18 protein-coding genes are annotated in these 19216 nt (G+C 62.2%); 8 read left to right on the top strand and 10 right to left on the bottom strand.

The window, feature by feature from the left end; genetic code table 11:
- Genes AB0N72_RS06315 through AB0N72_RS06330 form a run of 4 tightly spaced genes read right to left on the bottom strand, consistent with a single transcriptional unit; the run spans position 1 to position 5594 of the window.
- Positions 1-1635 carry an extracellular solute-binding protein gene (locus AB0N72_RS06315; RefSeq protein WP_363930109.1) on the bottom strand — a complete coding sequence of 545 codons (1635 nt, stop codon included), beginning with the start codon at positions 1633-1635 and terminating at the stop codon, positions 1-3.
- Between the two features lie 19 nt (positions 1636-1654).
- Positions 1655-2524, bottom strand: coding sequence for a carbohydrate ABC transporter permease (locus tag AB0N72_RS06320; RefSeq protein ID WP_363930342.1), 870 nt, complete (start codon positions 2522-2524; stop codon positions 1655-1657).
- A gap of 41 nt (positions 2525-2565) precedes the next feature.
- On the bottom strand, positions 2566-3546 hold the full coding sequence (locus AB0N72_RS06325; protein ID WP_363930110.1) for an ABC transporter permease subunit: 981 nt from the start codon (positions 3544-3546) through the stop codon (positions 2566-2568).
- Positions 3537-5594 (bottom strand): beta-galactosidase, encoded by a 2058-nt coding sequence (locus tag AB0N72_RS06330; protein ID WP_363930111.1) that lies wholly within the window; start codon positions 5592-5594, stop codon positions 3537-3539. The genes AB0N72_RS06325 and AB0N72_RS06330 overlap by 10 nt, the downstream gene beginning before the upstream one ends.
- Before the next feature lie 315 nt (positions 5595-5909).
- On the opposite strand from AB0N72_RS06330, the gene AB0N72_RS06335 reads away from it, so the two are divergent.
- Positions 5910-6662, top strand: coding sequence for a metalloregulator ArsR/SmtB family transcription factor (locus tag AB0N72_RS06335; RefSeq protein ID WP_363930343.1), 753 nt, complete (start codon positions 5910-5912; stop codon positions 6660-6662).
- A 67-nt stretch (positions 6663-6729) separates the two neighbouring features.
- Here AB0N72_RS06335 and AB0N72_RS06340 read toward each other — a convergent pair whose 3' ends face one another.
- Together AB0N72_RS06340 and AB0N72_RS06345 are read right to left on the bottom strand one after the other, a co-directional pair.
- Positions 6730-7722 (bottom strand): nucleoside hydrolase, encoded by a 993-nt coding sequence (locus AB0N72_RS06340; protein WP_363930112.1) that lies wholly within the window; start codon positions 7720-7722, stop codon positions 6730-6732.
- 66 nt (positions 7723-7788) lie between these two features.
- Positions 7789-9234 (bottom strand): MFS transporter, encoded by a 1446-nt coding sequence (locus AB0N72_RS06345; RefSeq protein WP_363930113.1) that lies wholly within the window; start codon positions 9232-9234, stop codon positions 7789-7791.
- A gap of 136 nt (positions 9235-9370) precedes the next feature.
- Between AB0N72_RS06345 and AB0N72_RS06350 the strand changes: the two genes are divergently transcribed.
- From AB0N72_RS06350 to AB0N72_RS06365, 4 genes are read left to right on the top strand one after another with little or no spacing between them, the layout of a single operon-like run.
- Positions 9371-10144, top strand: coding sequence for a GntR family transcriptional regulator (locus tag AB0N72_RS06350; RefSeq protein WP_363930114.1), 774 nt, complete (start codon positions 9371-9373; stop codon positions 10142-10144).
- Between the two features lie 36 nt (positions 10145-10180).
- Positions 10181-11071, top strand: a complete 891-nt coding sequence (locus tag AB0N72_RS06355) for a ribokinase (protein WP_363930115.1) — start codon at positions 10181-10183, stop codon at positions 11069-11071.
- Positions 11072-11130: 59 nt separating this feature from the next.
- Positions 11131-11397, top strand: coding sequence for a type II toxin-antitoxin system prevent-host-death family antitoxin (locus AB0N72_RS06360; RefSeq protein ID WP_363930117.1), 267 nt, complete (start codon positions 11131-11133; stop codon positions 11395-11397).
- On the top strand, positions 11394-11786 hold the full coding sequence (locus AB0N72_RS06365; RefSeq protein ID WP_363930118.1) for a type II toxin-antitoxin system VapC family toxin: 393 nt from the start codon (positions 11394-11396) through the stop codon (positions 11784-11786). The genes AB0N72_RS06360 and AB0N72_RS06365 overlap by 4 nt, the downstream gene beginning before the upstream one ends.
- A gap of 5 nt (positions 11787-11791) precedes the next feature.
- Here AB0N72_RS06365 and AB0N72_RS06370 read toward each other — a convergent pair whose 3' ends face one another.
- The 3 genes from AB0N72_RS06370 to AB0N72_RS06380 form a co-directional block, all read right to left on the bottom strand.
- Positions 11792-12076 carry an acylphosphatase gene (locus AB0N72_RS06370; protein ID WP_363930119.1) on the bottom strand — a complete coding sequence of 95 codons (285 nt, stop codon included), beginning with the start codon at positions 12074-12076 and terminating at the stop codon, positions 11792-11794.
- 91 nt (positions 12077-12167) lie between these two features.
- Positions 12168-13046, bottom strand: coding sequence for a glycosidase (locus AB0N72_RS06375; RefSeq protein ID WP_363930120.1), 879 nt, complete (start codon positions 13044-13046; stop codon positions 12168-12170).
- 145 nt (positions 13047-13191) lie between these two features.
- The gene (locus AB0N72_RS06380; protein ID WP_363930121.1) at positions 13192-14223 is read right to left on the bottom strand and encodes an adenosine deaminase; all 1032 of its coding nucleotides are present in this window, start codon (positions 14221-14223) and stop codon (positions 13192-13194) included.
- An 83-nt stretch (positions 14224-14306) separates the two neighbouring features.
- Here AB0N72_RS06380 and AB0N72_RS06385 point away from each other — a divergent pair, with 83 nt between their 5' ends.
- From AB0N72_RS06385 to AB0N72_RS06395, 3 genes are read left to right on the top strand one after another with little or no spacing between them, the layout of a single operon-like run.
- The gene (locus AB0N72_RS06385; protein ID WP_363930122.1) at positions 14307-15221 is read left to right on the top strand and encodes an MSMEG_6728 family protein; all 915 of its coding nucleotides are present in this window, start codon (positions 14307-14309) and stop codon (positions 15219-15221) included.
- Positions 15222-15250: 29 nt separating this feature from the next.
- Positions 15251-15643, top strand: coding sequence for a DUF1622 domain-containing protein (locus tag AB0N72_RS06390; protein ID WP_363930123.1), 393 nt, complete (start codon positions 15251-15253; stop codon positions 15641-15643).
- On the top strand, positions 15640-16677 hold the full coding sequence (locus tag AB0N72_RS06395) for an alpha/beta hydrolase (protein WP_363930124.1): 1038 nt from the start codon (positions 15640-15642) through the stop codon (positions 16675-16677). The genes AB0N72_RS06390 and AB0N72_RS06395 overlap by 4 nt, the downstream gene beginning before the upstream one ends.
- A gap of 37 nt (positions 16678-16714) precedes the next feature.
- Here the strand turns inward: AB0N72_RS06395 and AB0N72_RS06400 are convergent, their stop codons facing one another.
- On the bottom strand, positions 16715-19159 hold the full coding sequence (locus AB0N72_RS06400) for a Tex family protein (RefSeq protein ID WP_363930344.1): 2445 nt from the start codon (positions 19157-19159) through the stop codon (positions 16715-16717).
- Positions 19160-19216: the final 57 nt, after the last annotated feature.

Consider the following 19216-nt stretch of genomic DNA (forward strand, 5'->3'; position numbering starts at 1 on the left):
CTACTTCTTGTCCGCGTACGCTTTGTACGCTTTGTTCGCCAGCTCCACGTATTTGGTCTGGCCCTTGCTGTCGAGTTCCTTGACATAGGCGTCGAACTCGCCGAGGGGACGTTGGCCGGTGATGAACTTGAGGGTGTTCTGTTTGACGTGGTCCTTCAGCGGTGTGAGCGCCAACGTGGCTTGTTCGCGATCGACGTCGTTGAACGGCACAGGCGGTGCGACCGGGCGCGGCTTCTTGGACTTCATGGCCTCCTGGAAGGCGAGCTCCTCCTCATTGAACGTGGACTGCAGGAGTTCCGTAGTACCGCCGTAAGCAAAGTTGCCGCCGGAGAAGCCATAGTCCACACGCAGGTCCTTGGTGCCCGCAGGATTGAGTCCCTGGAAGTTGATGTCGGCCGCGAGCTTGCGTTTGCCGCCTTCCTTGGTGAACGTGGTTCCTTCAACTCCCCACTTGCTGAATTCCTGCCCGGCGTCACTGTAGAAGAGCCAATCGATGTACTGGATGAGCGCAACGAAGCTGTCCTTGTCCTTCACGGACGAGTTCAACATAATGCCGTTCTCCAAGCGACTGCCACCTATGATGTCGCCCGCCGGGCCTCCGGGAACGATGATCTTGCCGATCTCAAAGTTGCCCTTGCCCAGCGACTGTTCCATGGACGTCCGATAAGTGATGACATTCTGGGAGTTGGCGCTGATGACGAAGGACTTCCCTGAAACAAACTTTTGGATGGCAGAGTCATCCGTCTGAGTGAAACTCTCCGGATCCATCAGCCCTTCAGATACCAGTGAATTGAAGTATGTAACCAGGTCTTTGAACTTGGAGGAGCCTGCGGCGAATCCGAACTCCTTCTTACCTTCGTCAAACTGCAGCCCGTCCACCAAGCCCCAACCTGCGACAGTTCCGAAGGCTGCGCTGGCGATGTTGAGGACGCTGTCACCCTTGAACCGGTCGGAGAAGGGAATAACATCCGGATAAGCCTTCTTCAATGAGCGCAACACATCGCGGAATTCCTCCCAGGTTTTTGGTTCGGAAATGCCCTCCTTTTTCAGCACGTCCTTACGGAAACACAGGGAGTAGTCCGGCCATAATTCCTCGTGCAATCCGGGAAGGACGTAGTACTTGCCGTCTTCCTGGGTCAGTGCTTCAATTTCCGGTTCAAGCTTCCATTTCTTGACCTTTTCCTGGAAATGCGGCATCAAGTCCACATAGTCGCTGACAGGGAGGACCGCGCCGGCTGATACGAACGCGGATTCCTGTCCCGGATAAGTCTTGGCGATGATTTCGGGCGCACTGCCTGAGCTGATGAGGAGGCTGCGCTTCTGCTCATAGTCACTGTTGGGAACGATGGTCGGTTCCAGCGTGACGTTGTTGTCACTGGCCATCTTTGTGAAGAGCAACCAATCCTTCTTGTACGGGTAGGTGGGCTGGTCGGAGAACAGGAAACTGAACGTCAGCGGCACCGTTGCCTTGAACTTGTCTCCTACTCCAAAGCTGTCCATTGCTCCTTTGCGCGACTTTGACGTATCCACTTTTTCGCCGGTGTCCGAGTCACAGCTGGTCATCATCAATCCGATGGTGACTACGGATGCGAGGCCCAAAAAGTCTCGTCTGCGAAACTCTCGTTTAGTGATCATTGGCTTTCCTTTCATAGGGTTATTCCTTGACGGAACCGAGCATCACGCCCGAGAAGAAGTACTTCTGGACGAAGGGATAGACGCAAAGGATGGGGATGACGGTGAGCACGATGGTGACAGACTGAATGTTTGCCGCGATTTGTCCTACGTTCTCGGCCGTACCGCCAGCAGATCCGGCCGTGGTGACTCCGGCGATCATGTTGCGTAGGTAGATCGTCACCGGAAACAGGTCCGGATTATCGAGATAGAGGAACGCCTGGAACCAGGAGTTCCAGTTGGCCACTGCGTAGAAAAGGACCATGGTGGCCACAATCGCCTTACTCAGCGGCAGCACCACCCGGAAGAGGATTCCGTACTGGGTGAGCCCGTCGATCGACGCAGCTTCCTCGAGTTCACGCGGCATGTTCTCGAAGAAGGACTTCATGATGAGGAGGTTGAACACGCTTATGGCGTTGGGCAGCACCACGGCCCAGATCGTGTCCCGCATTCCCAACGAGCTGATGAGGACATAGTTAGGGATCAGTCCGCCGTTGAAGAACATGGTGAAGACGGCAAGGCCAATGAAAATGCTGCGGCCTTTCAGGTCCTTCTTCGCAATGGCATACGCAAAGGAGGTGGTCAGCACCATGGAGATGGCCGTGGCTACTACCGTGTACAGCAGCGTGTTTCCATAGTTTCTCCAGAACGAGGAGTCCGCCAGGATCACCTTGTACGTTTCCGTGTTGAAGCCCATGGGGAACAGGTTGACCTGGCCGGCGTTGATGAACCCCTCGCTCGAGAATGACTGGGCGATGATATTCAGGAACGGGTACACGGTGAGGAAAACCACCACCAGGAGAAACACCAGATTGAATGCCCTGAAGATCCGCATTCCGCGGGAGATCTTCATGTCCTTCAGCAGGACACCCCTATCAGCAATTGAAGACTTGTTCACCACAGACTCGTTCCTGCGAGGCGCTTGGAAATCGCGTTCGCTGAGAGGATCAGCGTGAGGCCGATGACGGATTCAAACATTCCGATCGCGGCCGCGTAGCTGAAGTTGCTGGATTCCAGGCCCACCCGGTACAGGTAGGTGGAGATGACATCCGAGGTTTGGTAGTTCAGCGGGTTGTAAATCAGCAGGATCTTCTCGAAGCCGACCGCCATGAACGTACCGATATTCAGAATCAGCAGGGTGATGATGGTCGGTCGAATGGCGGGCAACGTCACGTGCCAGGTCTGCTGCCAGCGGTTGGCCCCGTCAATCCGCGCCGCCTCATACAGCGACTCGTCCACCCGCGTCAGCGCCGCAAGGTAGAGGATCGCTCCCCACCCCATGGTCTGCCACACCTCGGAACTGATGTACATCGGACGGAACCAGTTCGGATCCTGCGTGAAGTTCACCGTGTTTCCGAAAAGCGACTCCGCTATCTGGTTCACCGTGCCGTTCAATGAAAAGTTCTGCAGAATCATGCCGGCGATAATCACCACGGACATGAAATGCGGCAGATACGCCACGGTCTGCACGAACTTCTTGAACTTCTGCGACCTTAACTCGTTGAGCATGAGCGCAAAAATGATCGGCATGGGGAAACAGAAAACCAGTGTCAGGACGCCCAACACGATGGTGTTTTGGAAAGCCTGCCAGAAGCTCGGATCGTTGATGAAGAGGGTGATGTACTTAAGGCCCACCCACTTCTCGCCGAAAATGCTGCCGCCAGGCTGGAACTGGCGGAAGGCGATCACGTTCCCCAACATGGGCAAGTACCTGAAGATCAGCAGGTACAACAGCGGCAGCACCAAGAGCGTGTACAGGCGCCAATCACGTTTAATGGCGAGCTTCCAGCTTCCGTGCTTATCGCGCCTCTTCTTGGTATCCCCGGGCTTCTCTCCGGGGACTACCTCCGGCGCGGAGTCCAATCTCAGTGCCATGAACCTTCTCCTTCTTCAAGAATCAGGACGTCGTTCGCCTGGATCTCTACCCGCCCCTTAACCGCGCGCCCGCTGATCCGATCCGTGCCGCCGTCGTTGACGTCAACCAGGGTGGGGGCGTCGTTATGGTTGAGGACCAGCAGGAAGTTCCGTCCGTTGCCGGAACGACGCCGGGCCTGGACTCCCGCAGGCGCCTCCAGCACGGGTTTCACTCCGGCACTGAGAAGTTCGTCGTCGAGCAGCTGTTGGAGAAGGCGGCCCTCAACCCTTGCTGACAGGTAGAGCGCGGAGCCCTTCCCGAACGGGTTCCGAGTCACAGCGGGCGATCCGGACAGACGGCCTGAAGAGTAGCTGGCCACGACGTGCGCCGTCTCAGTGTGGAGATGTTCCGTCCAGTAATCAGCGGAAGCGGTACCGCCGTCGGCCGTTGTCAGCTTTACTTGTTCGCCATCTTGCGCGAGCGGATGCATTTCCTCGCTCCAGGCGCCGAGCACATGCCGCAGCGCGCCTGGGTACCCTCCCAATCGGATGGTGTTGTTCTGGTCCACAATGCCCGACAGGTACGAGACCACAAGCCGCCCGCCCTCCGACACGTAGTTTTCGAACCTTGTGGCGGCCGCATCGGTGAGTAGGTACGACGCCGGCATGATCACCAGGCTGTAAGGGGAAAGGTCGCTGCTGGCGCTGACGAAATCCACGGTGATGTTGGCTTCGAACAGCGGCCGGTAGAAGCGCAGTACCTCCTGCGTGTAATTCAGGTCCGATCGCGGCGAATTCCCCAACTCCAGCGCCCACCAGCAATCCCAATCGAAGACGATGGCCACTTTGGCCATGGAGCGGGTGCCGGTCAGTCCGCCAAGGGTCTTCAGTTCTTGGCCAAGATCGCACACTTCGCGGAAGATCCTGGTGTTCGGGCCTGCGTGGTTCACCATGGCCGAGTGATAGCGCTCGGTGCCGCCCTTGGCCTGACGCCACTGGAAGAAAAGGATGGAGTCCGCTCCTTGGGCGATTGCTTGGTACGAGCCGAGCCGCATCTTCCCGGGAAGCTTCGAGACGTTGATGGACCACTGACTGACCGCCCCCGTGGCCTGCTCCATGACCATCCAAGGCTGCCCCTGACGCAGGGAGCGCATTAGGTCGAAGTTCAAGGCAGCGGCGATATGCGCGTCTTCTTCCCGTGGGTCCGGGTAGATGTCCAAGGCTGCGGCATCCTCTTCGGCAGCCCATGCCCAGTAGTCGTTGGTTTTGTAGAAGCGCATGAAATTGGTGACGATCGGCAGGTCCGGGCTGTGACGCCGCAGGATGTCGCGTTCGGCCTTGAAATGCTCCAGCATGCTGTCCGAGGTGAAGCGATGGAAATCCAGGCGGCGCGATGGGTTGGACCATGTGCGGGGTTGCGCGGGGACACGGACCTGCTTCCAGTCCGAGTAGATCTGGCCCCAGACGGATGTGCTCCATGCCTGGTTGAGCTCGTCGACGGAGGTGTATTTCCGCTGCAGCCACTCCCGGAACGCCTTTTCGGCCCAGGGCCCATAGGACACGGGACCGTACTCGTTGCCCACGTGCCACATGCGCAGCGCCGGATGCTTGGCGTAGCGCTCCCCCATCCTCTCGGCCAGGGTCAGTGACTTGGTCCGGTACACGGGGTGGGAAACGTCAAAGTGCTGGCGGGAGCCGAACCCAAAGATGCTGCCGTCGGGGCGCTCCGGCATGATGTCCGGGTGCTGCTCGATGAGCCAGGCCGGCGGTACGGCATCCGGTGTTGCCAGGTCCACGCCAATCCCATGCTCATGCATCAGATCCATGACTGTGTCCAGCCATTCGAAGTCGAAGACGTTGTCGCTGGTTTCCAGGCGGCTCCACGAAAACACAGCCAAGGTCACCAGGTTCACTCCGACCTGCTGCATGAGTTTGGCATCCTCGAGCCACACCTCGCGCGGCCATTGCTCAGGGTTGTAATCGCCGCCGTAGGCAAGTCCGCCTAATCGCTGATGCAGCTGCTGCAGCCGCTTTTCAGCGGCCTGCAAGTCCTCGGGGTGGATGGTCATCATTGTCCTTCACTCGGGCTTCGTCGCTCCGAATTACAGTGCGACGCACATCACGATGAGAAACTATCGTAAAGTTTCAGCAATAACAACAGTCCAGAATCGGAAACTCGGGAGTAACTTATGAGCGTGATTTACGGATTCAACCATGGTTTACGGGTGTATCAGCGCTGAAATTGCTTGGGAGACCACAGAGTCGCCCCGAATGGTGCGCGGTAGTTTCGATAAGAAATCGGAAACTTTCTGAAGTGGGTTGGAGCTAAATATAGATCGTGGGAAATGTTGACACGTGACCAAACAGTCACCTATTCTGATCCCATGGACGCCGTGTTCAAGGCCTTGGCAGACCCCACCCGCAGGGAGCTCCTGGACGAGTTGTTCCGTGAGGACGGCCAGTCCGCCACCGCCCTCGGAGCCCGGTTCGAGATGACACGTTTCGGCATCGCGAAGCACCTCAAGCTGCTGGAAGATGCAGGACTGGTGGTGGTCCGCCGTCGGGGGCGTGAAAAGCTGCACTTCCTGAACCCGGTCCCCATCCGGCTCATCCACGACCGCTGGGTGAGCAAATACGCAGAACCATGGGCCGCTGCCCTCAGCGACCTCAAATCCAGATTGGAAAGTCCCATGGAAAAGATCTTTGAGATTTACATCAAGACCACTCCGGAAAAGCTCTGGGAAGCCATCACCGACAGCGAAATCCGCAGCAAGTACCAGTTCGGTAATACGCTGACTTCGGACTGGACGCCGGGAAGCCGCTTCGAAATGCGCAACCCCAAGGCGGATGCTCCGCTGGGCGAAGGCGAGAACATCGAGGTCGACCCTCCACGCAGGCTGGTCCAGGCCATGACGGCGTTGTGGGGCGAGGACGTGAAAGCCGAGGGGACGTCGCGGATCACGTGGGAGATCGAACCTGTGGGAGATTCCTGCCACCTCACAGTCACGCACGATCAGCTCCGCGAAGGCGCCAACGATCAGCTCTACGGCGGATGGCCAATGATCCTCTCGGGCCTGAAGACCTGGCTCGAAACAGGCGAGAAGCTCACCACCCCCGGCTCGCTCATGTACGCGTAGAACCCCTTAAATGGCGACGACGACGGCGGGCCGCTGCCGCCGTCGTCGCGTTCTGGTCCTCCGCCCGTTAGGCGACGGGCTCGCTTACCTGCTCTTCGCCGAGCCATGCCGCCTGCAGGGTCCCCAGCAGGTGCGGCGCGAATTCCTCACCGATGGACAGGACCACGCGGCATCGGGCTCCGCGCTGCTCCGGGAAACCGGCGTACTGTCCGCGGAGATCGCAGACGGTCTGGCCGCGGCCGGGCCCATCCGTGGTGTCCACCTGCACACGAACCGTCGGCGCTACCGCAAGCTCCACTCCCTTGACGGCGATGGCTGCAGCGAGGGGATCGTGCATCGCCGAGCAAGCCCGGCCAAAAATATCCACGTAGAAGCCAAAGTAGTAGCCCAGCATTTCGCCCAGCGCCTGCGAGACGGGGTGTTCGGTTGCCAGCAGTTCCTGGCGGTGGTTTTCCTCCAGGACGTTGGTCATGGTGACATCCAGCGGGACCAGGGTCACGTTCCAGTCAGCGGCCAGGACCTCGGCGGCCGCCTCGGGGTCGTTGGCGATGTTGGCTTCTGCCACCGGAGTGATGTTTCCCGGCGCCAAGGCCGCGCCGCCCATGATAGTCACCTCGGCAATAAGCTGCGGGAGCTTCGGTTCCAGCCGCAATGCCTCGGCGATGTTGGTCAGTGGGCCGATGGCCACCAAACGCAACTCCCCCGGGTATCGGTGTGCCAGCTGGACCAGGAGCTCAGCAGCAGTAGCCTCCACAGATTCGCGGTCGGACGGAAGGAGGTCCACTCCTCCAATCCCGTTGTCACCGTGGACATGTGGGGCACCACCATGGAAAGTGCCGACCTGTGGATCGTGCGCCCCCACGGCCACCGGGATGTCCGGGTGGCCTGCCAGTTGCAGCAGGTCCAGGGTATTCCGGGCTCCACCGGCCGCACTGACATTGCCGCTCACCGTCCCGATTCCCACCAGGTCCGCCAGCGGGGAGGCCAGGAGGTAAGCGAGGGCGAGGGCATCGTCGATGCCGGTATCGCAGTCAAGGAAGAAGGGAGCAGGCTGGTTCACGGTTCTCTCAATTCAGGTTTAGCGGTGGTGGGGTGACTCGCAGAGCCGGCGGACCGGCGTCGAGCTTTAGATCTTTTCGCCCTTCGGCGCGGCGATGAACAGGCTCACGATAAAGGCGACAGCGGTGATGGACACCGAAATCCAGAGCGCCGTGGAGTAGCCGGCGGCGGTGCCCTGGCCTGCGAACGGCGCTACAACCACGACGCCGAGACTCGCCCCGATGCCGAAGGAGGCGCCGTTGATGCCTGGCAGCGCGGCAGGTGCTTCCTTGGGCGAGAGCAGCACGGACAGGCCGTTAATGGCGGTGAGGAAGAAGCCGTTGTAGAAGATGCCCAGGGCGGCAATGGCAACGAGTACCGCGACCTCGTTGTTGGCGAACACCGCTGCCACGATGGCGCAGGCAAGGCTGGTGGCAGTGCCGACACGCACGGTCTTGATCCAGCCGCGGCGGTCGGCGATCCAACCGGCGAGCGGAGCCGCAAAGACGCCGATCAGCGCTGCAGGAGTGAGGAACAACAATGCCGCCAGCGACGCCGGCAAACCGAAGCCATTTTCCTTGTCCTGGCTGAGCAGCACCACGGTGAAGTTGATGATGGCGAAGATTCCGGCGAGCGTCAGCACCGTGGTCGCAATGACGGGCCAAACCTGGCGCGAACGAAGGTGGTGAACGGCGACCAGCGGAGTTTCGCGCTTCTTCTCGATGAGCCAGAACGCGGTGAAGGACGCAATGCTGCCAGCGAGCAGGCCCAGGGCGGCAGGCGAGGTCCAGCCCGCCGACGAACCGGTGGAGACGAAGTACGTGATGAAGACGAGGAACACTGACAGAGATCCTGCTCCCCACCAGTCCATCCGGCCGGGGGCAACGGCGGACTTTCCGGCGGGCACGACCTTGATGACGCAGACGACGGCGATCGCGGCCAGGACGAGCACGGCAACAAAGATGGACTGGAACCCAAGAGTCTCGGCCATGAGTCCGCCGAAGTAGCCATCCACGCCGCCGACGCCACCGTTGATGGCCGCGATGATGCCGATGGACGTGCCGAACAGACGTGCCGGCAGGTACTCGTTCAGGACGATGTAGGACAGGGCGAAGATGGCACTGGAAACGCCCTGCATGAAACGGCCCGTAACAAGCAGGGGCAGGGTGGGAGCGAAGATGCAGAGCACAGTTCCGGCGCCCATGATAGCCAGCACCAGGAGGAGGGCATTGCGGCGCCCAATGAAGTCGCTCCATCGGCCAATGACAGGACCGGAAATAGCACCGGCCAGGAAGAACATGGACTGAACTTGTGCCACGGCCTCCGGGGTTTCACCGAAGAAGGAGCCGATGTGCGGGAGCGCGGGGGTAATCATGCTGGCGTTGAGCTGGAAGGCCAGCACAGCCAGGACCAACGTGGTGATCAGCAGAGCCGCAGCTTTTCCGTGGATCCGGTTTTCGTCGGAGGCCGGGCTGGTTCCAGCCGAAGATGCGGCCTGCGGGTCTACCGTCTGCTGGCCGGTGGGGATGTTCACATCAAACTCCTTTGTCCTAAGGCGCGGGGGCGGCGCCACGAGATGTGAGTTGTTATACAAGCATGTATTACGAGCTTGTGCAACCTATCACATTGATCCGGTACAGTATCGGTAACCCATTCCAAGTGAGGCACCCTTGACCGACAACGCCGTCCAGTTCCTGTCCCGGCCCATAGCTACCCAGCCCGGGCAGCCCCTCCGCGTCGCTGCGTACTCCCGCATCGCCGAAGCGATCCGCACCAAGATCCTGCCGCCGGGCTCCCTGCTGCCCACGGAAACCGAACTGGGCACCATGATGGACGTCAGCCGCACCGTGATCCGGGAAGCATTGATGCTGTTGGAAGAAGACGGCCTCACCCGGGCACGGCGAGGGGTGGGCCGCTTCGTTGCCGATTCGCTCCCCCGGATCGGCATTGAACACATCCGGCCGTTCGACCAACTCCTTGGCGGCCCGGACCAGGACATCCAGGTCAAAAGGGTGGCAGCCATCAAGCAGCCGGCGTCCGAATTCGTGGCACCGGGCATTGGCGTGGAACCCGGCAAGGATGTCTGGTTCTGGGAAAGCGTGCTCATCCGGAACGGCGAGCCAGTGGCCCACCTCCAGGAGAACGTGTCACCGGAAATTCCGGAGGCGGACGTACTCGCCAACATGGCAGAGACGCCCACCCTGCCGGCATCGACGCTCCTTGAGGTCCTCGCCGGACTCCCCGGCGCGTCCCTGGGACCCGGCGAATGCGAAATCAGCCTAAGCACCGCCGGGCCCAGCCGCGCAAAACTGCTCGGGCTGCGCCCCGCCGATCCAGTACTGGTCCTAACCCAGTACGTCCGCCGGAACGGCTCGCCCTTCTACCTGGCAAAATGCCTCGTGGCAGCCAAGGCCGGGCATCTTTCCGTCATCCAGTCCTCCTGAGTCACCCCCGCGCTGACCGACCACAAAGGAACTTCCATGAACACTCCTCGCTCTTCCGCGCCCATCGTGGCCTCCAAACTGACAGTTGTCGGCAGCATCAACCTCGACATCACGGCTACCGCCAGCCGCCTCCCCTCCCCGGGTGAAACCGTCGGTGGCGCCACCCTCCGCCAGCAGCCCGGCGGCAAGGGCGCCAACCAGGCCGTCGCCGCAGCCCGCCTCGCGGGCAGTTCCCGCATGGTGGGGACCGTCGGCCAGGACGACGCCGGACGGAGGCTTCTGGACGCAATGGCCGGTGCCGGCGTCGATACCAGCGATATTGCCCAAGCGGACGCCGCGACGGGAACAGCGCTGGTCCTGGTGGACAGCGACGGCGAGAACCAGATTGTGGTGTGCCCGGGCGCCAACGGCTCGGTGTCCCTGGACGGCGTCGCATTCGGCACAGACGAGGCCGTGCTGTGCCAGCTGGAGGTGGATCAGAACGTTGTCCTGGAGGCCGCACGGCGAGCCAAAGGCTTCTTTGCGCTGAACGCCGCCCCGGCCGCACCGATCATCCCGGAACTGCTGGAACGCTGCGATCTGGTGATCGTGAACGAGACCGAGTACGAGCTGATCCCCGCCCTCAAGAATGCGCCGCTGGTGGCCGTGACTTACGGAGGTGAAGGTTCAGCGATCTTCGTCGACGGCGAACGCGTCGCCGAAGCTCCCGCAGTGCGCGTCAAGGACATTGCCAACACCATCGGAGCCGGTGATGCCTTCTGCGCAGCCTTGGTTTTGGCCCTTCAGGCTGGGCTAAAGCACGCACACGCCCTGGCCGTGGCGAATGCCGTCGGGGCGGATGCAGTGCGGGATTCCGCTTCCCAGCCCGCACTCAAAGCACTGGAACACTACATCGAAGCCACGCAGACGGCAGATCAGCGCCCCTGAGGCGTACAGAACATCCGAGCCTCCATGCACACTGCTACGATTGCTACGGAGGTTCAACTATGACGACTATTCCGCATCGGGAACTGCGTAATCAGAGCAGCAAGATCCTCGAACGCGTCAAAAATGGTGAAGTGATCGACGTCACCAACAACGGCGAGGTTGCAGCTACCCTTATTCCGCCCTCTGCGTCTCCGTTTGAACGTCTCCTGCGGGCCGGTAACGTTCGACCTGCCTCTGGCTCGCCGGTTGATTTCCGGTTCCTGCCGCGCGTCCGGAGTGAAATGTCCACCGCGGATATCCTGGCCGACCTGCGCGGCGATCGGTGATCATCTACGCGGATACCTCCGCAGTCTTGAAGCTCGTCGTGGAAGAGCGGGAGTCCGAAGCCTTGGCCGCACATCTGTACGAGGCCACCGCTTCCGGAGGCCACTTGGTCACGTCGATGCTCCTCTATACCGAACTCCATTGCGCAGCACGCCGCCGCAACCTGCCGTTTGACCACGTCAACAATGTCCTTGCGGGCATCAACCTTGTAGACGTCACCCGCTCCGATCTGATGTACGCCTCAGCACTGCCCAGGCAACTCCGGAGCGCCGACGCAATCCATCTGGCAACGGCCATCAGATTGCAGGCAGACGCAGTAGTGGCATATGACCAGGAACTGCTCCTGGCGGCAAAGGAATGCGGACTAATGACCGAATCGCCGGGGGCCTAAGGGCCCTACCCCACTATCCGGAACCCGTCGAAGTCCCCCGTTGCTTCCGATACCTCGACATCGACGTTCTCCACCCGGCCCGGCGCATTCGTTGAACGGAGCCAGGCCACGATGCTGTCGATGTCTGCTGCGGACCCCTCGACCACCAATTCCACGGAGCCATCATGGCGGTTGCGGACAGTCCCCGCCAAGCCCAGCTCATCGACCTTTCGGGCAGTCCAGTAGCGAAAACCCACGCCTTGGACGACGCCGGTGATGCGCGCCGTGAGTCGATTTCCCACTGAGTTCATGGACCCACCTTAACGAAACCTGCCCCTGTCCGTCCCGCTTACCGTTCAACGGCAGGCGAAGCGAACAAGGGCAGGATGCGCCGGCGAAAAGCTAGCTCACCACGATGTCACGCGTTGCGTGGCTGTACGTGATGGTGACCGGGCCGCCGTCGTGGTTCAACTCGTGGTTCGCACCGTCACGGGCGCCAAACGCACCATAGTTCTCGTCCCACGAGCGGTTCAGCGCGATCTTGTACGTGTAGAAACCGGCAGGCAATTCAGCTGTCAGTGTCCACACCTGCGCCAAAGGGCTGAAGGTCATCTGGGCTTCGTCGTACTGTGGGGCCCAATCCTCGGGAGCGCCAAGGATTGTGTTGAAGTCCCCGGCAATCGCGACGGCGTCCGGCTGCGGCACGGTCTCGACGGCGGTGGTCGCCGCGGCCTTGGCAGGAGCCTTCCGGGTGGAAGGCTTCTTTGTTGCAGCAGCGGCCTTCGGTGCGGACACCTTCGCTGCGGCAACCTTGGGTTCGGCTACCTCGCTGGCGGCAACCTTGGGAGCGGTTTCCTTCTTTGCAGCAGCGCGCTTCGGAGCTGCCACCCGCTTTGCCTTGGCCTTGACCGGCGGGGCGGTGGGGACTGGAACGTCGGCAGGGACCGGCGTTCCGGCGTCGAGCGCTGCGGCAAAAGCTGCAACGTCCGCGAAGGCGACCGTCGCGCGCAGGCCGTCCTCCGGGATGGTCCAGCCCGAACGTCCCTTGACCAGCCAGCCGGCCTTCACCAGCTTGGCCGAGGCCGAGGTGAGCGTCTTGTGGCCGCGCGGGATGCCGCCACTGAGCAGCTCGGCCTCGTGGTCGTTGAAAGGAACGCGGGCGATCGCTTCGGCCAGCACTTCGCCGGCGTTCAGCGTTGCCCCGGACCACACGCCCTCGGCGAGGATGTCCAGGACGGCCTTCAGACGAAGGTTGGTGTTCTCGGCGGTGTTCGCGCCCATGCTTCTCCTTCTACGGTGGATATTCCCTTGCAGTTTGCCAATGAATTGTTAATTCCCGCGACTGCAGTTGGTAAACACCGTGTGTCGTGACTGAGTGTGACATCACAAGCGGCGCAAGTGATGTACGGGTCTCGGCTGATGTGCTTTACGGGTGCGGAACGGACGCCTTGACCCATTCGGTGACCTCGTCCAGGAGCACGGCTTTCCGTTGCTCGCTGGCAAAGGAGGACCGGATAGAGTTCGCCGCCAAGGTGGCCTGTTCGGGCACGGAGAACTTCAGGACCTCAACCAGTTGCTCGAAGTTGTCGTCCACGTAGCCACCAAAGTAGGCGGGGTCATCGGAATTGACGCACACGTTCAGCCCGATTGCGAGCATTTCCGGCAGGGGATGGTCCTCGAGCTTGTCCACGGCGCGGAGCCGGACGTTGGACAGCGGGCAGACGGTCAGGGGCACTTGCTCGGCCACCAGCCGCTGCACCACATCAGTGTCTTCCATGCACCGGATGCCGTGATCGATACGCTCGACGTGCAGGATGTCCAAGGCCTCCGTGATGTAGGACGCGGGCCCTTCTTCGCCGGCGTGCGCGATCCTTCGAAGCCCAGCCTCGCCAGCGCGCTGGTACAGGCGCTCAAATTTCGACGGCGGATTGCCCACCTCGGCAGAGTCCAGGCCGATGCCGGCGATCGGGGCATGCATGGCAAGGAGCTGTTCCAGTACCTCAAGGGCAGATTCCTCGGACATATCCCGCAGGAATGCAGCGATCAAGAGGGTGGAGACGCCAAAATCCTCTTCCGAGGTTGCCAGGGCGGTGGCCACCCCGTTGACGCAGGTTTCCAATGCCACTCCACGGGAGGTGTGGGCCTGCGGGTCCATCATGATTTCCGCGTGCCGCACTCCCCCGGCGGCGGCCCGCTCCAGGTAGGCGCGGGTCATGTCGGTGAAATCCTGCTCGGTCTGCAGGACAGCCATGTTGGCGTAGTAGAGGTCCAGGAAGGACTGCAGGTCCGAGAATTCGTACTTCTCGCGCAGCTCTTCGATGTCTTCGTACGGCAGTTCAATGCCGTTGCGTTCGGCCAGGGCAAAGATCAGCTCTGGCTGGAGGGTCCCTTCAATGTGCAGGTGCAGTTCGGCAACCGGAGGTGCCGTAGTGGTTGTTTTCTCGCCAATAGTTTCCACCCGACAACTCTAGGCCCGAACACGGGCACGTGTCCCGGAGCACTCAACTTGGTTCTCACGCCCGGCACCCTCAAACTGAAAGGATGCAGACTTTCCTCCCCTTCGCCGATTTCCGCGAGAGTGCCGCGGCGCTCGATACTTCAAGGCTCGGCAAACAGCGCGTCGAAGCTCTCCAAGTACTCCGCGCGTTGGTGATCCCGGAGTACGGTTGGCAGTCCCACCCGGCTGTCCGCATGTGGATGGGGCACGTTCCTGCGCTTACGATGTACGGCCTGGCCATGGCCGACGAATGGATCAAGCGCGGCCACCCGGACAACACCCGCACCAATATCGCTGAGTTCGCACCGCAGGCCGCCCACCCGGACTACGCGTCCAGGATCATCATGCCGCCGTGGTTGGGACACGAGGACCTGCACCTCAGCCACCGTTCCAAGCTGATCAGCAAGGACCCGAAGCACTACGCGCAGATTTTCCCGGGCACCGAGGAAAAGCTCGAGTATGTGTGGCCGGAGCCTCTGCACGAATTCCACCCGGAGGACCCGGAAGAGGACAGCTTGTGGATCCTGCGTTCCAACGTGGAAGACATCCGCCCGGAGCAACTCACCACTGTCAGCATGCCGCCCCATGGCAAGGCCCGCGCCGCGGCTCCCGCAGACCCCGACGAGTACCAGTTCGTATACGCCGAAGAAAAGTCGCGGCGGCAGGTCGGTGGCCCCAAGAAGCGCCCCGTGAAGCAGCTTGAGAAGAAGCCAACCCGCAAGCGTCAGGCCCAGGAGAAGGCGTTCACCACCCTGCCCGGCAAGACCGAACTGGCCGTCCCGTTCGACGACGGACAGACGTTCGCCGTCGGACTCATTCACGGCCGCCCCATCACGGACAACGGGCGCTTCGCCCGCAACTTCGAGGTCACCAACGTGATCAAGCGCTCCGACTTCGACTACCCCGCACTCCTGCAGGATCCCCGGGTGTTCTTCCCGGTTCCGGCACCGGCGCTGTAGCGGTACGTTCCACCAACCCAGGGAGGGCCATGGATTTCCAGCACATCATCGAAGCTGTCGGCAGGTACATGGACGCCGCCGGGGTGGCCGTCATGGTGATTGGAGCACTGGTCTCCATTCCCATGGCGTTGCGCGGCTACCAACCGGAACGCGCTCGCGGCCTGGAGCCGTTCACGCCGTACCGCGCCTACCGGCAACTGCTGGGACGTTCCATCCTCTTGGGCCTCGAACTCCTGGTGGCAGCGGACATCATCCGTACCGTCGCGGTGACACCGACGTTTGAGAGCGTCGGCGTCCTGGCCATCATCGTGCTGATCCGGACGTTCCTCAGCTTCTCCCTCGAGCTGGAAATAACGGGCCGCTGGCCGTGGCAGAAGGAAAAGGGGGCCGGCACCAGCGAACCGCTACGATCGGATCCATGACGCAGCCGTGGGTACCGGACATTCTTGGCGAAGGCTTTGAACAACAAACACTGAGGCTCGACGACGGTGCTGTCGCCACGCTGGTGCGTTACGTTGGGACTGAACCGGACCACGCTGCACCGGAACCCGGCGTCCTCGATGCCGACGTCCTCTACGTCCATGGCTGGTCCGACTACTTCTTCCAACGCCACCTTGCCGAGTTCTGGTACAGGGCAGGTGCCCGCTTCCATGCGCTGGACCTGCACAACTACGGCCGGAGCCTGCGGCCGGGACTGGTCCCTGGTTTCGTCACCAACCTCGCCGATTACGACGCCGACACCGCCGCGGCGCTCTCTGCCATGGGCCGCTCAGGTACTTCGGGTGCGGACCGGCCGCTCATCCTTTTGGGACACTCCACCGGCGGACTGACCCTGAGCCTCTGGGCCCACCGTAATCCGGGCATAGCCTCAGCGCTGATCCTCAACAGCCCGTGGTTGGAGTTCCAGGCAACCGAACTGGGCCGCCGCGCGATCGCACCGTTGGTGGGACTGCATGCCAGGCTCCACCCGCTGGCACCACTGCCGCCGGTGGATCCGGGCATCTACACCCGCGCAGTGTCAGCGGCACTCGACGGCGAATGGGACTACAACCTCGAATGGCGACCCGACCGGGGATTCCCGATCACGCCCGCATTCCTGGACGCAGTGTTCCGCGGGCAGGCAACCGTTGCTGCCGGGCTGGGCATTGATGTTCCGGTGCTGGTGCTGCTCTCAGACAAGAGCTATCTTCAGCCGAAGTGGTCGGCCGATGCCCTCACCGCGGACGTGGCCTTGAACGTGGACGCCGTGGCACACCGTGCGCTGTCCTTGGCGGATACCGTCACGGTGAGCCGGCTTCCCAACGCTTTCCACGACATCTTCCTCTCCCCGCAGCCCATCCGGCGGGAAGCCTTTGAACGGATCGCCCGCTGGCTGCCCGTGGCCCTGCAATCGGCCCTTGCACAGAGCAACGCGGGGTCACTTATGGCCCATGTTCCACCCCTGGATGGGCCATAAGTGACCCCGCCTTGCTTCCAAGAAGACGGGGTTGGAACTACTTGCCGAGGCCGGCCCGGCGCAGCGCCTCGGCCATCGCGGTGTTCGCGGGAGCGGCTGGAGCCTGCTGCGGCTTGCCCTGGCGCGGGTTGCCTTCGCGTGGGTTGCCTTGGCGACGGTCGCCCTGCCGGGGCTGTCCGCCACCCTGCTTCGCCGGGCCAGAGCTCCGCTGGCCGCCCGCGGCCCGGTTGTCGCGTCGTTCGCCTGCGGCACGCCCGCCCGAGGTGCGCCCGGCCGCAGTGCCGGGTTCGTCGTCGAGCCTTAGTGTCAGGGAGATGCGCTTCCGTTCCGGGTCGGCTTCAAGGACCTTGACGCGGACCACCTGCCCGGACTTCACGATTTCGCGGGGATCCGAGACGAATTTGTTGGACAACGCCGAAACGTGCACCAGTCCGTCCTGGTGCACTCCGACGTCAACGAAGGCACCGAACGCGGCCACGTTGGTGACCGTGCCCTCCAGGATCATTCCGGGCTTGAGGTCGGAGATCTTCTCAATCCCTTCAGAGAAGGACGCTGCCTTGAACGCTGGACGCGGGTCGCGGCCCGGCTTCTCGAGCTCGGACATGATGTCCTTGACCGTGGGCAATCCAAAGGTGCCGTCCACGAACGCCTGAGGGTCCAGGGCGGTGGCGGGGCCGCCGCCGGCTGCTACCAGGATCTTGCGCGCAACGGAGTACGCCTCGGGGTGCACGCTGGAAGCGTCCAACGGTTCCGCTCCCCCGGTGATCCGCAGGAATCCGGCGCACTGCTCAAAGGCCTTGGCGCCCAACCGCGGCACCTTCTTGAGGTCGCTGCGCTTGGCGAACGGCCCATTCTCGTTCCGGTACGCCACGATGTTCTCGCTGAGCAAAGGTCCGACGCCGGCCACCCGGCTCAGCAAGGCAGGTGAAGCCGTGTTCACGTCCACGCCGACAGCATTGACGCAGTCCTCCACTACGGCATCCAGGGAACGGTCCAGCTTCGCTGCGGTGACATCGTGCTGGTACTGGCCGACTCCGATGGACTTGGGCTCGATCTTCACCAACTCCGCCAGAGGGTCTTGCAGGCGGCGGGCAATGGAGACGGCTCCACGCAGGGAAACGTCCATACCCGGGAGCTCGGACGCCGCCAGGGCCGAGGCCGAATAGACGGAAGCTCCGGCCTCGGACACCACCAGTTTCTGGATTCCCTTGGAACCCGAGGCTTCCAGGGATTTGATGAGCTCAGTGGCCAGCTTGTCCGTCTCGCGGGAGGCAGTTCCGTTGCCGATCGCCACGAGTTCCACGTTGTGCTGCTTGGCCAGCCGGTGAAGGGTGGCCAGTGCTTCGTCCCACTTCTTCACCGGAGCGTGCGGGTAGATGGTGTCAGTGGTGACCACCTTGCCGGTCCCATCCACCACGGCCACTTTCACACCGGTCCGGAGCCCTGGATCCAGGCCCAGGGTGGCGCGGTTGCCGGCCGGAGCAGCAAGGAGGACATCGCGCAGGTTCGCTGCGAAAACGCGGACGGCCTCGTCCTCGGCATCGGCAAACATGCGGCCGCGAAGGTCCGTGGTGAGGCGGTCCAGGATGCGGCCGCGCCACGCCAGCTGGGCAGTTTGCATCAGCCAGCCATCGGCAGGACGGCCCTGGTTGGAAACCCCAAGGCACTTGGCCACGGCGTTCTCGTACTTGCCGCGTGCGGCGGCCAGGGCGTCGTCGTCCGCGGGGTCCGCCTCGGCGAGGTCCAGCTCAAGGACGCCGTCCTTTTCGCCGCGCAACAGCGCGAGCACCCGGTGCGATGGCATACCGGAAGGCACTTGAGTGAACTCGAAGTAGTCCTTGAACTTCTGGCCCTCGGCCTCCATCCCTTTCTTCACGCGGGACACCATGCGGCCCTGCTTCCAAAGCCGTTCACGCAGGTCCTCGGCAAGATCCGCGTCCTGCCCCACGCGCTCCACCAGGATGGCACGGGCACCGGCGAGCGCGGAGGCGGCGTCATCGATGGAATGCTCCGCGTTCAGGTAGTTGGCGGCCTCGGTGGCCGGGTCCAGTTGCGGGTTGGCGAGCAGGACATCGGCCAGCGGCTCCAACCCCGCTTCGCGGGCGATCTGGGCTTTGGTGCGGCGCTTGGATTTGAAGGGGAGGTAGATGTCCTCCAGCCGCGCCTTGGTATCGGCTCCGACGACGGCGGCTTCCAGTTCCGGGGTCAGCTTGCCTTGGGCGGCGATCGCCTCCAGGACGGCCTTTCGACGCTCTTCCAGCTCGCGAAGGTACCTGAGGCGTTCTTCGAGGTCGCGCAGCTGGGTGTCATCGAGCGTCCCGGTGGCTTCCTTGCGATAGCGGGCGATGAAAGGGACGGTGGATCCGGCGTCGAGCAGTTCCACCGCGGCCTTTACTTGCCAGGCCTTGACGCCGAGTTCTTCGGCGATTTGTGCGTGGATGGCAGAGTCAGCTGACTGGTGTTGGAGATGTGAAGTCACCATGACAGTTTGCCTCACGCGGGCTCCCGTGTGGGAAACGGGCCGCGAGGCGTTCCCGTC

It is taken from the genome of Paenarthrobacter sp. NPDC089307 (genome assembly GCF_040685055.1).
GTDB lineage: Bacteria > Actinomycetota > Actinomycetes > Actinomycetales > Micrococcaceae > Arthrobacter.